Source organism: Streptomyces sp. L500 (assembly GCF_054551825.1).
This window is the reverse complement of sequence record NZ_JBTOLC010000036.1, coordinates 1-12,840: the sequence shown is the minus strand read 5'-3', so window position 1 is coordinate 12,840 and position 12,840 is coordinate 1. Positions and strand designations below refer to the sequence as shown.

Sequence of the window (12,840 nt, the reverse complement as noted above, 5' to 3'; positions counted from 1 at the left end):
CGCATCCTTGTCCGGACGCGGGCTTGTTGCTCCGTGCCCCGATGCGGCCCCTATGCTCCGGGCATGAGTACTGCGCAACCCGCCCGTAAGCGTGACGCCGCCGCCACGCGCGAGGCGATCCTCGCCGCCGCGGTCGTGGAGTTCACCGAGCACGGGTACGCGGGTGCCGGAGTGCGTGGGATCGCCGAGCGGGCGGGGGTGACGGCGATGATGGTCAACCGTTACTTCGGCTCCAAGCAGGGCCTGTTCACGCAAGCCGTCGCGCGTTCCTTCGCGCCGCCGACCATCGTCGGCGACGAACGCGCCGACTTGGCGGGGGCCATCGCCCGTACGCTCACGGAGCGCACGGCGTCCGACGCCGAGCGGCTCGACCCGTTCCTCCTGTTGCTGCGCTCGGCACCGGATCCCGAGGCGGCGGACATCGTCCGGGAGGGCGTGGAAGCCAATGTGGGTGCTCGCCTGGCTGGGCTGCTGGACGGACCGGACGCCGACGTGCGTGCGCAGCTCGCCCTCGCGCTGGTCGCCGGGACGTGGCTGCTGCGCGGTGTCGTCGGCACCACCGCGCTCGCCACGGCCGATGACGCCCGCCTCGTCGCCCTGCTCACCGACATGCTCGAACCGGTCGTCCACGAGGTGGGTGGCACGTCCGCGGCGACGGGAACCGGTCCTGACGGCACCGCAGGCTAGCCACCCGCCGTCGGTGCTCAGAAGGCGGAGCGGACGAGCCCGCCGTCGACGCGGATGGTGGCTCCGCTGATGTACTGCGCGTGGTCGCCGCAGAGGTAGGCGACGGCCGCGGCGACCTCCTCGGGCTTGCCGAAACGTTCCTGGTCGTTGATGACGATCGCTCCGGGGGAGACGACGTTGGACGTGACGCCGGTGCCCTTGAGTTCGCGGGCGAGGGAGACGGCGAGGTTGTGCCGGGCGGCCAGGGTGGCGTTGTACTGGGGGTGGGCGTCCATCGGCTGGGAGGCGAGCCCGCCGCCGATGGTGACGACACGACCCCAGCCACGTTCGCGCATGGCGGGGACGAGGTGCCGGATCATCCGGACGCCTGACCGGACCGCCCGCCGTGGCGGCGCGGGCGACGCCGGCTGCGGCGTGATCGTCGGCGAGGTCGCCGACGACCACGTCGGCCGTCCCGCCGGCCTCCCGGATTTCCCGGGCGACCCGCTCCCTACGGCGCGGGTCCCGGCCGTGTACCACGACCGCGGCGCCCTCGGCCGCCAGGAATCTCGCGGTGGCCTCGCCCAGCCCCGCGCTCGAGCCGGTGACGAGTGCGCGCTTGCCGATGAGATTGAGGTTCATACCGTGTTCCCTCTCAGGGCCCGCTTCGTGGCCCGCGCTGTGGCGTCCGCTGTTCTAGCTGCGGATAAGGCCGCGCTGTTGCAGGGGCATGCCCTGACGGCGCCGCGTGGACGAGCCGTCGGAGTGCGGTGTGCCGGCGTGATCGTGGGCGAGTGAGACCCACAGCGCCTTGGCGCTGCCCTTCAGACTCTCGGTCAGCTCCGCGCGGATGGGTGGCCAGCGGTCGAGGGCGGCCCGGCTCAGGGGCGACAAGGGGATGGTTCGGCGGCGCGGTGGCGTGTCCGTGCCGTGCTGTGGGCGGTGGAGAACGTCCATGCTGCGGCCGTCCCCTGACAGGTGACCGATGCGCTGGACCACCAGCTCGCCGGCCCTCGCCCGCGTGTCGAGCATCACCGCCAGTACGGCGATGAACCTCGCCTGACCGGGAGACCGAGCGGTGCACACATCGCGATGCAGCCGGCGTCGCAGAGCTCTGAGCTGATCATCCTGCGGGACGGGCCTCAACACGACAGGTCCCGCGACCTCTATGGCCAAGGCCGGAGGCCCGGCCTCTCGGTGGAAGATGTCCAGGCAGGCGAGCCGGGCCGCGTTCGTCGGCTCCGATGTCGGCGGCTTCTCGCCGTTCACCAGGCCCAGGTCCTGCGTAGCGACTCCTGATCCGGTAGCCCGAGCCTTCATCGACGCCGTCAGCACGGCTGCCGGACTCTCCGGACCGGAGGCCGGATCCGCCTCGACTGCCGCGCCGTATGCGGACCGCGTTCCGGGGCTCATGCCGTGCGAAGACGGTGGGTGAACGCTCATCACCGTGGGCCCGGTGTTCCGGGTTTCCGGCGGCGACGAGTCGCTGCTGGCCTCCTGCTACCGGGAATCCCTGCGGGTCGCGGACGAACCGGGCGCGATGACGGTCGCCTTCCTGGCGATCTCCACGGGCGTCTACCGCCGGCCCATGGAGGACGCGGCGCGCATCGCGGCGCCGCCCTGGTCCTGCGGAGCGCGGCCAAAGCCGGCACGCGGATCCGTCTGCTCACATACGGCAGCCCGCCGATCCACACCGCTGGTGCTGGCGCAATCTCCACCGGCTGAGCGATCCGATCGGTGGCTGGGTGCTCGAACCACCCCCGAAGGACCCCGGAGGGAAGCTCCCGATCGACCAGCGGCTCCTCGACCCTCGCGTTTCGGGCGACGGAAAGGGAACCCTTGCCACCCGGCGACCTCGGGCCATTCGCACTACTTCGCAGACCCCGCCTTCGACGAGACAGTGCAGGCATTCCGAGAGGGGGCGATCCCCCAAGGTGCGTCCGGCCCGCCGCACCCATAGCGTGGAAATCAGTGACCCTGCGTTTCCGGGGGAGACAACATGGCCAAGAACAGTGCCACCCGCCGCCCCGTCACGGTGTACGCACTCGCCGGGGTCCGGCTCCTCAACGGGGTCACCGGCCTGCTGATGCCCTCTGTGCTCATCCACCGCCTCGACCCCGACCGTGAGCTCAGCCCGGCGGCCGTCTATGCCTTCCGGCTCTTCGGGATCCGTACGATCCTCCTCGGCCTCGATCTGCTGACCAACCACGGCGAGCGGCTCCGGGAGGACCTGCGCGAGGGCATTCTGATCCACGGCAGCGACACCGCGACGGCGGCCGGACTCGGCATCCGCGGCCAACTCGCACCCCGCACGGCGGCACTGACCACCCTCATCTCGGCCACCAACACGGTCCTGGCCATCAGCGCGACCGCCTCCGTCACCGACGACTGCGGGAAGAGGAAGCGGAAGTGACCGCGGAGCCTCACGCTTCCGCCGTCGAGACCGGCTTCGACTACATCGTCGTCGGCGCGGGCGCAGGGGGTGGACCGCTGGCGGCCAACCTCGCCGCCGCGGGGATGCGCGTCCTGCTGCTCGACGCGGGCGGCGCCGACGAAAACGACAACTACGCGGTGCCCGCCTTCCACGCCGACGCCTCCGAGGATCCCGTCCAGCGCTGGGACTACTTCGTACGGCACTACGCCGACGAACAGCGGCACCGGCGCGACAGCAAGATCGTGCCGGACCAGGGCATCCTCTACCCGCGCGCCGGGACGCTCGGCGGCTGCACCGCGCACCACGCGCTGATCACCGTTTATCCGTACAACCAGGACTGGGACGCGATAGCCGAGGAGACCGGCGACGCCTCGTGGAACAGCACCGCCATGCGCGGCTACTTCGAGCGGCTGGAGCGCTGCGAGTACCGGGACAGGCCCAGGAAGCCGCCCGCGAACCCCCTACTGGCCGAGCTCGTGAAGCGACTGCCCTTTATCGCCGACAAGTACCGCAACTATTCGCGGCACGGATTCGACGGCTGGTTGACGACCGCTCTAGCGAACCCCGAGCTGATCGTCCAGGACAAGCAGCTGCTGAAGGTCATCCTCTCGGCAGCGGAAGAGACGCTCGCGGATTTCCTCCACCGACCGCTACGTCCGGAGGAAGGGCTGGAACACCTCGTCGACCCCAATGACTGGTCGGTGCAGACGGATGCCCTGCAAGGGCTCTGGCAGATTCCCCTCTCCACGACCGGCGGGCGCCGCAGCGCCGCGCGTGAGCGCGTCCTGGCCGTACAGCGCGGCCACCCCGGCCACCTCGTCATCCGTACGCACACCCTGGCCGAGCGCATCGTGCTGGACGACGACGGAAGGGCCGTCGGCGTCGACTGCCTGGACCTGCCGCACGCCTATCGCGCCGACCCGCTCAGCCCGCACGGCACCGGGCAGCCGGCCCGGTACAGGGTGCTGGCCTCCCGCGAGGTCGTCCTGGCGGCCGGGGCCTTCAACACCCCTCAGCTGCTGATGCTCTCCGGCATCGGTCCGCGCGAGGAACTGGAGCGGCACGGCATTCCCGTGCGCGTCGATCTGGAGGGCGTGGGCGCCAACCTGCAGGACCGCTACGAGGTCGGTGTGGTCAGCCGGATGGACCGGGAGTTCCCGGTCCTCAAGGACTGCGACTTCCACGCGCCCGCGCCCGGAACCGAGCCGGACCGTTGCTACCGCGCCTGGCAGCGCGGCGAAGGTCTGTACACGACCAATGGTGCCGTCGTCGGTATCACCCGTAAGTCCCGCCCGGAGCTGGACGCGCCCGACCTGTTCATCTTCGGCGGGCCCTTCGACTTCCGCGGCTACTTCCCCGGCTACTCGCGCGACCTGACACGCCACAGGGACCGGTTCACCTGGGCAGTCCTCAAGAGCCGCACGCGCAACACGGGGGGCCGGGTGCGGCTGCGGTCCACCGACCCCCTCGACACTCCGCTGGTGAACTTCCACTACTTCACCGAAGGTACGGACAAGGACGGCCTGGACCTCGAGGCGGTGGTGGAGGCCGTGTGCTTCGTGCGCCGCATGAACCGCAAGGCCGGGTCCGTGATCCTCCAGGAGCTGTGGCCCGGCGAGGAGATCCGCGACCACGAACAGATCCGCCGTTTCGTCCAGGACGAGGCGTGGGGCCACCACGCGTCGTGCACCTGCAGGATGGGCCGGGCCGACGCCCCGGAGGCCGTCGTGGACAGCCGTTTCCGGGTGCGCGGCGTGGGCGGCCTGAGGATCGTGGACGCCTCGATCTTCCCCCGCATCCCCGGATTCTTCATCGTCACTCCGGTCTACATGATCAGTGAGAAGGCGAGCGACGTGATACTCGCCGACGCCCAAGGAGTACCGCCATGAGCACGCGACGACGCACCCCCCGCCGGTCCGGTTCCGGATACCGCTCCACCCTCCCCTGGAGGATCGTCACCGGCATCGCCGCCTACGTCGACCGGCGCGTCGGCTGGGACAAACTCGCCGTCACCCCCGGCCTGCTGGTCCTTTTCGGTCTACGGGTCAGGCTCCGTCAGAAGAACCTCCACGACACCAACCGACTGCCCTCGGTCAACCTGCCCGACCCCGGGCCGCCGTCCGGGGACCACAAGGTCAACCGGTCCGCCGACGGCAGCTACAACGACCTCGACGAGCCGCGCATGGGCATGGCGGGCACCCGCTTCGGCCGCAACATTCCGCTCGACGCGATCGCCCCCACCACGGTCGAGGACGTGCTGTCCCGGCCCAATCCGCGCGAGGTCAGCCGCGCCGTGCTCACCCGCCGCGAGCTCATCGCGGCCGAATCGGTCAACTCCCTGGTCGCGGCCTGGCTGCAGTTCATGATCCGCGACTGGTTCAGTCACGGCACCAGCCCCACGGACCGGCCCTGGGAAGTGCCGCTCATGGACGACGACACCTGGCCCGAGCGGCCCATGCGGATCATGCGGACGCCGGATGACCCGACCAGGGACCCGAAGGCCCCGGCGGGAACGCCCGACACCCGCGTCAACGTCTTCTCCCACTGGTGGGACGCCTCCCAGATCTATGGGGCGAACGAGGAGGAACAGCGCTGGAAGCGCACCGGAGCGCTGGGCAAACTCCACCTGTGGGACGACGAACGCGTCCCACCGGCTTCGGGCGCCGTTCCCGACCCCACCTCCGTCCCCGGCTTCTGGCTGGGCCTGGCCATGATGCACGACCTGTTCACCCGGGAACACAACGCGATCTGCGACCACCTGCACGCCGCGTACCCGAACTGGAGCGACGAAGAACTGTTCCAGCGCGCCCGGCTCGTCAACGCGGCCCTCCTCGCCAAGATCCACACCACGGAGTGGACGCCGGCGGTGATCAGCCACCCCACCACCGTCAAGGCGCTGCGCGCCAACTGGTGGGGCGTTGCCGGAGAGCGCGTCCACAACCTGTTCGGCCGGATCAGTGACAGCGAGGTCATCAGCGGCATCCCCGGCGGCGAGACCGACCACTACGGCATCCCGTACGCCCTCACCGAGGAATTCGCCGCCGTCTACCGCATGCACCCGCTCATCCGCGACGAATGGCACCTGCGCTCTGCCGCCGACAACGCCACGCTGCGCCAGTGCACCTTCCGGGACATCGCCGGCCCCGCGGCGCTGCGGGTCCTTCAGAGCACGGACGCGGCAGACCTGCTCTACAGCTTCGGAACGCTCCCCCCGGGTCTGGTGACCCTGCACAACTTCCCCAGGTTCCTGCAGGAGTACGAGCGCCCGGACGGCCATCTGCAGGACCTCGCCGCCACCGACATCCTGCGCGGCCGGGAAATGGGAGTTCCCCGCTACAACGAATTCCGGCGGCTGCTGCGGCTGAAGCCCGCCGGGAGTTTCGAGGAAATGACGGACAATCGGGTATGGGCCAAGGAGATCGAGCGGCTCTACGACGGCGACATCGAGAAGGTCGACCTGACGGTCGGGATGTACGCGGAGAAGCTCCCGGCCGGATTCGCCTTCAGCGACACGGCGTTCCGCATCTTCATCCTGATGGCCTCGCGCCGGCTCAACAGTGACCGCTTCTTCACCGAGTACTACACCCCCGAGGTGTACTCGAAGGCCGGCATGGCCTGGATCGACGACAACACCATGCTCACGGTTCTCCTGCGGCACCACCCGGAGCTGCGCACCGCCCTCGCCGGGCTGACGAACGCATTCGCTCCCTGGCACGTCGCGGGGGGCTCGGGCCGTAGCGCTGGGTAATTCCTTCACGCCGCGGGCCCGGTGTTTCGGATTTCCGGCGGTGGTGACGCGTCTCTGCTGGCCTCCTGCTACCGGGAATCCCTGCGGGTCGCGGACGAACTGGGTGCGAGGACGGTCGCCTTCCCGGCGATCTCCACGGGCGTCTACCGCTGGCCGATGGAGGATGCGGCGCGCATCGCGGTGGAGACGGTGCGGGAGAGGAGACGCGGGTGGAGGAGGTCCGCTTCGTCCTCTTCGACGAGCGGGCGTACGAGGCGTTCGCCCGCCAGGTGACGTGACGACCGCTTGTCCGCCGAGAGTGTTTGTCGGCCCGAGCCCCTACAGAGCCGCTGGGATATCGCCGAGCCGCCAGGCTGCGGCACCCCGGCGGCTTTGTCTTTCGAGGACGTCTATCAGCAGCTTCACAGGGGTTAGGTCTCTGACGGGTCCCACTTGGCATAGATAGGCGGAAGCGTCTTCTGGTGCCCATATGGTCCAGATCGCTGCCGTTCACGCAGGTGGGGTCTTCGTGGTTCAGGTGCGTCGACGGTGTTGGTGATTGCGATGTGGCACGTGATGGTCGCTGAGGCCCCTGCTGGGCGTACCGGCAGGCGTTCCGTACGGGGTGAGGGACGTCTCGGCCTGCCCGTGTGTGTGCGGGCTTTCTGTCCTCGCCTTGCCCCGATCCGGAGTCAGGCCGCCGAGCGCGCGGCCGCGACGGACGCGGGGGCCTCGTCACGGCGCGTTCCCGCTGCCCACCGCGTCACCGGCGACAGCGCGGACGAGGCCGCGAGGAACAGCCCGCCGAGCAGGAACCAGCCCAGCACCCCCAGGCCCGTCAGCAGACCTGTGAGCACCAGTGGCCCGAGAGTGCGGGCGATCGTGGTGCCGGTGCCGAAGAAGCCCTGGTACTCACCGATGCGCCCGGGCGGCGCCAGGTCGAAGCCGATCTGCCAGGAACCGGCCGACTGGAGCATCTCCGCAGCCGCCAGCAGTACTGAACCGGCGATCAGCACGGCCACCGCGACCGCGGGCGACCGCCCCGCCGAGAAGGCGAAGACCACGCAGGTCGCGAGCGCCAGCACGCCGGAGCGGCGGACGGCCCGCGCGGCCGTGGGCAGCCCGCTCACCGAGCGGGCCGTACGGACCTGGAAGAGCACCACAGCGCCGGTGTTGAGCACGAACAGCGCGGAGACCAGCCACTCGGGGGCGTCCGTGCGCTCCGTGATCCACAGCGGCAGCCCGAGGCTGAGCAGCGGCATCCGGAGTAGCAGGACGGCGTTGAGGAGCGTGACGACGGCGTAGGGCCGATCCCGCAGGACCTCGAACTTCGGCCCTTGGGGCGCGTTCACGGGTACGACGGCCGGCAGGCGTGCGAGCAGCAGCGCGCAGAGGACGAAGCTCAGGGCATCGACCGCGAAGACCGCCCGGTAGGCCGTCCCCGTCCCGTAGGAGGCCGCGAGGCCGCCGAGCGCGGCGCCCACGGCGAGGCCCGCGTTGAGCGTCGACTGCAGGTGGGCGAGCACGCCGGTGCGCTCCCGCTCGGGGACCAGACCCGCCAGCAGCGCCTGCCGGGCCGCCGCCAGGCCCGACTGCGCCGTGGCGTAGAGGCAGGCGGCGACGAGGAACGGCAGGAAGCCCCGTACGACCAGGAAGGAGGCGACGGCGGAGCCTGTCGCGAGGGCGAGCAGCACGGCCGTGCCGCGCGGCCCACGCCGGTCCGCGATTCTGCCGAGCGGCAGACCGACGAACGAGCCGACCGCCCAGGCCACGGTGAGGCCGAGACCGATCCTGGCCGGCGCCAGACCGACGACGTGCGTGAAGTAGAGGGCCGAGGTGACGTAGTAGGTGCCGTCGCCGACGGAGTTGCTCAACTGCGCGAGGGCGAGAGTGCGTTGCGGCCCGGTGGGCGGAAGGAGCTGGGGCATGCCTTGACAGTACACAGGTATTGGATCACGCAAGGAGGCCAATTGAAGGCAATGTCCGTGGGCCACTTCGAGCAGGGTGAGCGGGCTGGAGGCCAGAAAGCGGAGGCCGGGAAGCGGAGGTGGTGCCGCGCGGGCCGGCGGTAGGACGCCGCCGGCCCGCGCGGTCACGAGCGGGTCAGAAGGACGCGCCGAAGTTCTGCGTCCACCACGGGCCGTTCGACGCGAAGTTGATGCCCACGCCGATCTCCTTGAAGGAGCAGTTCAGGATGTTGGAGCGGTGGCCGGAGCTCTTCATCCAGCCGTCCATCGCCGTGCGGGCGTCCTGGGGGCTCTTGAAGATGTTCTCGCCGTACGTGCTCCAGTGGTAACCGGCGGCGGTGATCCGGTCACCCGGGCCCTTGCCCTCCGGGCTGGTGTGGTCGTAGTAGTTCCGGGCGGCCATGTCGTCGGAGTGGCCCTGGGCCGCCGCCTGCAGCTTCGCGTTGATGGCGACCGGGGAGCAGCCCGCCTTCGCGCGCTCGGCGTTGACCATGTCGACGATCTGCTGCACGTACTTGCCGTTCGCGCCGCCGGCCCTGGCGCCGCCACCGCCGGATGAGGCCTCGCGGACGCTGCTCAGGCCCTTGCCGCTCCCGTCCCCATTCCCGCTGTTGCTCCGGCTGCTGTTGCTGCCGCCGCTGCCGCCGTCGCCGGTCGAAGGCGTGTCCGCGGACTTGGCAGACGTACGGGCATCCTGCCCTGCCCCGTCCTGGGCGCCCGTCCCGGCCCGCTTCTTCTTTTCCTCGTCCCGGCCTTTGCCCGCGGTCTCCGGCGTACTCGGGTTCGGGGACGAGGTCGCCGTGCGCGCGCCGGGAGCCGACGAGGCGGCCGCCGCCACGGAGAGACGGTCCCCGGACGGCACGGTGGCCTGGTCCGCGGTCGACTCGGACGCCGTTGGGGCGCTCGCGCGGGGCTCTCCGCCGCCCGACAACGACTGGGCCACGCCGTACCCGCCGCCCACGACGGCTATCAGGCCCACCGTTCCGCCTATGACCATCGCCCGCCGGGGGCGCCTGCTACGGCGTCGGCGCGTGCGCCGACCGCCCTCGGAGTCCGGGGCGAACGCCGGAGCCTGGGGTTCACGATTCACGTGGATCACTTCCGATGCGGGTCACTGAGTACTGGTCCAACACTTGGGAGACGCCGGACCGGAGCCCCGATAACAAAAATTCGCGAAGGGGTTCGTCCCACTCGGCGGCCGCTCGGCGACCGACGCCGATTGGGTGAGCCGTTGTCAGTGCCGTATGGCAAGGTCTGTCGCACGAGTGACAGGAGCTGTCACACGAGCACGGAACGGAACGAGGAGTTCGCGATGACGGGGGCCTGGGGCGAGGCACGCGTGCTGGAGCTGGCACGAAGGCTGAAGGCGGCGAAGACCGACGGCTGGAGCGGGCCGGCGCTGCGCGCCGTGATGGAGGGCCTCGGCTGGGAGTGGCGGGACGGCCCGGACGGGCCGCTGCCGGCCATCGGCCCGGAGCCCGGGGCATCCCCGTGGTGGACGCCCCGGTTGCGGCCGACGGGCCGCTTCGAGAAGGACTACGTGCACGGCGGTGAGGAGTACGTGGGGCTTTATGTTCCCGTCGCGCTGCCGGAGGGCGGTGCCGCAGGGAAGGCCGCAGCCTTCCGGACGGTTGCCGAGGCGCTGACGGAGGAGTTCGGACCCGCCCCCGTCATGGGCGCGTACGGCGACCCCGGGCCGTTCTACGACTCGGCCCCGTCGTGGGGCAGCCCGTTCCTCCGCTGGCGCGAGCGGGTGAACACGCTGGAGCTGCACGCCGGCGAGCACGGCCCCGAACTGCTGCTCCAGCCGACCGGTCCGGTGGAAGACTGGTTCTGGCGGCAGGGACACGGCGAGCACTACGCAGTCGGCGGGTTCTTCGGCTCCCGCCGCGTCGCCGCCAACGCGGGCCTGGGCTTCCCCGGCCGCTGGCGCACCGATGACTGGGACGTCTTCTCCCACACTCTCGGCGACTTCCTCCACACTCTCCCCGCCGAGACCCACGCCCTCGGCATCGAGCTGGACCTGGGCTTCCACGCCCGGGTGCCCGGCACCTACGGCCCCATCCTCTTCCACCTTGCCTGCGGCGAACGGCTGGAGATCGTCTACGACACGGAGCCACTCGGACCGGGCATCGCCGATCCGGGCTCCTTCGGCTGGATCCCGCATCCCACCCGCCCGGCGGCCCTGGACCACTGGCTCGAAGCCCCCTACCACTCCGGGGACTTCGGCATCGGCGAGGTGGACGGCCGCCGACTGGCCCGGATGATGATCGACACCTTGCGCGCCCTGGACGTCCCGTCCCCGCTGGACCTCAGCCTGAGCGACCACGCGCAGCGGGTCGGGGACTACCACGTCGACTACTACGGCTTGACCCTGCAGGAGAACCCGTAGCCGGGACGCCGCCTACGTCGTCCCCTGCGCTGCGTCGGCCTTGAGGGGACGGATACTTTGGGGCGGGGCTTGGGCCCGTTCCCTGTCCGTGTTCCTGCGGTGGGCGGGCATTCGGAGGCTGGCGGGGGCATTCCACGAGGTGATCACCGGGCGTCCGTGCTCGGTACCCAAGGAGCTGATCGTCGCGGTGTCGAGGTGAAAGAGCGCTCCTGTGGATGGCGGCAGGCCGAGTCGGGGCCCCGCCCCGATCCCAGGCCAACGTGCGCCGCATCTGCGCGGGAATGCCGAGCAGGTGGTGTGACAGGTGCGGGGTGACCTGCTCGGCCTTGATGCCGTCGGGTAGTGCGACCATGGCTGTGAAGCGGCTGGTGCGCTCGACGAGCGTGGCAATGGCCGAGGGTCGGCTGCCCATGACGAGGTCGCCTTCCCAGTGCCCTGGCACCGTACGGTCCGACCTCGGCCGGGCGTCGGCTGATGGAGACCATGTCGCGGATGATGCCCCAGCCTGTCGGCCGCCGGACCGCCCGCAGCTGGCGGATCGGGCGTCCCGTGCGGAGCCGCTGCTTGAGCTTCCGGTCGATGGCCTGCCGACGGCGCGGGTCGTAGAGGGAGAGATAGATCGCCTCATGCGAGATCTGCATGGCGGCATCACCGGGGAACCGGCGCCGCAGCCAGCCGGAGATCTGCTCCGGCGACCAGCTCAGCGCGGGCTTCTCCTCGGCGATCGCACGGAGGGCAGGCAGCAGGGCGAGCTTCGCCGACTTGGGACGGCGGGCCCGCTGATGCGCCTGCTGATCCGCGGCGGTGGCCCGGTAGTGCTCGCGCCCGCCGTTGCGTGCGCTCTCTCGTGAGATGGTCGACGGCGCCCTCCCCAGCCGGCGGGCGATGCGGCGGGCAGACTCGCCGGCCGCGATGCCGCGCGAGGTCTCCTCCCGGTCGACGGCCGTGAGATGTCGCTCCGCGCGCCTTCGCGGAGCCTGCCGGACACCGCCGGTCTGGGCGAAGAAGAACCGGAACCGGTGCGGGATGCCAGCCCGGCCCATCGAGTTGAACGACTCACCCGCCCGCCATCGCTACCAGATCTCATCCTGCTGGGCCACCGAGAACCCGTAATCGCGCACCACAACCCCACAACGATGTGATCGTCCACCTGGTGGTGCATCGATCTGTTGAGCCCGCCCTCCTTTGTGCGAGCGAGATCAGCAACGGGCCACCGGCCCCCCGCCGCACCCGGATTCGTTCGGGACGCCCTGGGCAGCCGCTTCATGACGCACCACACCGCTTTGGTGACAACCGCCGTCCGTGCCGGCACTCCTTGATCCGCCGCTCGGCGACGGCCGCGGCGGAAGGGGCCCCCACTTCCAGGGGCGTTGTGCGGGGTCCCAGCCGTTCGAGTGGCGCACGTCCTTTCCGCGGCCCTTCTCTTCCCTTTCGAGACCCGTGGGTTGGTTGTCGTCGCTCTCGGCTCCGATGCCCCATGTCGGCAATCCGACGATCCCATCATGGCATTCATCAGGACCGACCGGAGGCAACAGGGCTCCCGGCAAGCCCCCCGCACCCCCGGCCGGGCGGCGTTTGCGGGTCCGTCTCATCGCGTTCCATTTCGCGAAAAGGCCATCGCGTGATGCTTATCGGGCGAATCACCCACTTGGGC

10 protein-coding genes and 4 pseudogenes are annotated in these 12,840 nt (G+C 70.4%); 7 read left to right on the top strand and 7 right to left on the bottom strand.

Annotation, left to right across the window (positions count from 1 at the left end):
• The first annotated feature begins 63 nt into the window (after positions 1 to 63).
• Positions 64 to 687 (top strand): TetR/AcrR family transcriptional regulator, encoded by a 624-nt coding sequence (locus ACX9I7_RS25345; RefSeq protein ID WP_459388612.1) that lies wholly within the window; start codon positions 64 to 66, stop codon positions 685 to 687.
• Between the two features lie 17 nt (positions 688 to 704).
• Here the strand turns inward: ACX9I7_RS25345 and ACX9I7_RS25340 are convergent, their stop codons facing one another.
• The 3 genes and pseudogenes from ACX9I7_RS25340 to ACX9I7_RS25330 form a co-directional block, all read right to left on the bottom strand.
• A complete protein-coding gene (locus ACX9I7_RS25340; protein WP_459388611.1) occupies positions 705 to 1,046 on the bottom strand; it encodes an SDR family NAD(P)-dependent oxidoreductase in 342 nt (113 codons plus the stop codon).
• Positions 1,047 to 1,128: 82 nt separating this feature from the next.
• A pseudogene (locus ACX9I7_RS25335) lies at positions 1,129 to 1,308 on the bottom strand (SDR family NAD(P)-dependent oxidoreductase); the annotation flags it as partial.
• A 54-nt stretch (positions 1,309 to 1,362) separates the two neighbouring features.
• On the bottom strand, positions 1,363 to 1,698 hold the full coding sequence (locus ACX9I7_RS25330) for a hypothetical protein (RefSeq protein WP_459388610.1): 336 nt from the start codon (positions 1,696 to 1,698) through the stop codon (positions 1,363 to 1,365).
• 412 nt (positions 1,699 to 2,110) lie between these two features.
• On the opposite strand from ACX9I7_RS25330, the pseudogene ACX9I7_RS25325 reads away from it, so the two are divergent.
• The 5 genes and pseudogenes from ACX9I7_RS25325 to ACX9I7_RS25305 form a co-directional block, all read left to right on the top strand.
• Positions 2,111 to 2,278: pseudogene (locus tag ACX9I7_RS25325) on the top strand (macro domain-containing protein); the annotation flags it as partial.
• A gap of 387 nt (positions 2,279 to 2,665) precedes the next feature.
• Entirely contained in the window at positions 2,666 to 3,079 is a 414-nt protein-coding gene (locus ACX9I7_RS25320) for a hypothetical protein (RefSeq protein ID WP_387573685.1), read from the top strand.
• A complete protein-coding gene (locus ACX9I7_RS25315) occupies positions 3,076 to 4,989 on the top strand; it encodes a GMC family oxidoreductase (RefSeq protein WP_459388609.1) in 1,914 nt (637 codons plus the stop codon). Before ACX9I7_RS25320 ends, ACX9I7_RS25315 begins: the two co-directional genes overlap by 4 nt.
• On the top strand, positions 4,986 to 6,848 hold the full coding sequence (locus tag ACX9I7_RS25310; protein ID WP_459388608.1) for a peroxidase family protein: 1,863 nt from the start codon (positions 4,986 to 4,988) through the stop codon (positions 6,846 to 6,848). Before ACX9I7_RS25315 ends, ACX9I7_RS25310 begins: the two co-directional genes overlap by 4 nt.
• A 3-nt stretch (positions 6,849 to 6,851) precedes the next feature.
• Positions 6,852 to 7,126 (top strand): annotated as a pseudogene (locus tag ACX9I7_RS25305) (macro domain-containing protein); the annotation flags it as partial.
• Positions 7,127 to 7,519: 393 nt separating this feature from the next.
• Here ACX9I7_RS25305 and ACX9I7_RS25300 read toward each other — a convergent pair.
• A complete protein-coding gene (locus ACX9I7_RS25300; RefSeq protein WP_459388607.1) occupies positions 7,520 to 8,755 on the bottom strand; it encodes an MFS transporter in 1,236 nt (411 codons plus the stop codon).
• A gap of 175 nt (positions 8,756 to 8,930) precedes the next feature.
• A complete protein-coding gene (locus tag ACX9I7_RS25295; RefSeq protein ID WP_459388606.1) occupies positions 8,931 to 9,773 on the bottom strand; it encodes a CAP domain-containing protein in 843 nt (280 codons plus the stop codon).
• A gap of 333 nt (positions 9,774 to 10,106) precedes the next feature.
• On the opposite strand from ACX9I7_RS25295, the gene ACX9I7_RS25290 reads away from it, so the two are divergent.
• Positions 10,107 to 11,186 (top strand): hypothetical protein, encoded by a 1,080-nt coding sequence (locus tag ACX9I7_RS25290; RefSeq protein WP_459388605.1) that lies wholly within the window; start codon positions 10,107 to 10,109, stop codon positions 11,184 to 11,186.
• 12 nt (positions 11,187 to 11,198) lie between these two features.
• On the opposite strand, the pseudogene ACX9I7_RS25285 reads toward ACX9I7_RS25290, so the two are convergent.
• Together ACX9I7_RS25285 and ACX9I7_RS25280 are read right to left on the bottom strand one after the other, a co-directional pair.
• A pseudogene (locus tag ACX9I7_RS25285) lies at positions 11,199 to 11,420 on the bottom strand (hypothetical protein); the annotation flags it as partial.
• Positions 11,330 to 12,229, bottom strand: coding sequence for a transposase (locus ACX9I7_RS25280; protein WP_459388604.1), 900 nt, complete (start codon positions 12,227 to 12,229; stop codon positions 11,330 to 11,332). The pseudogene ACX9I7_RS25285 and the gene ACX9I7_RS25280, both read right to left, overlap by 91 nt.
• Positions 12,230 to 12,840: the final 611 nt, after the last annotated feature.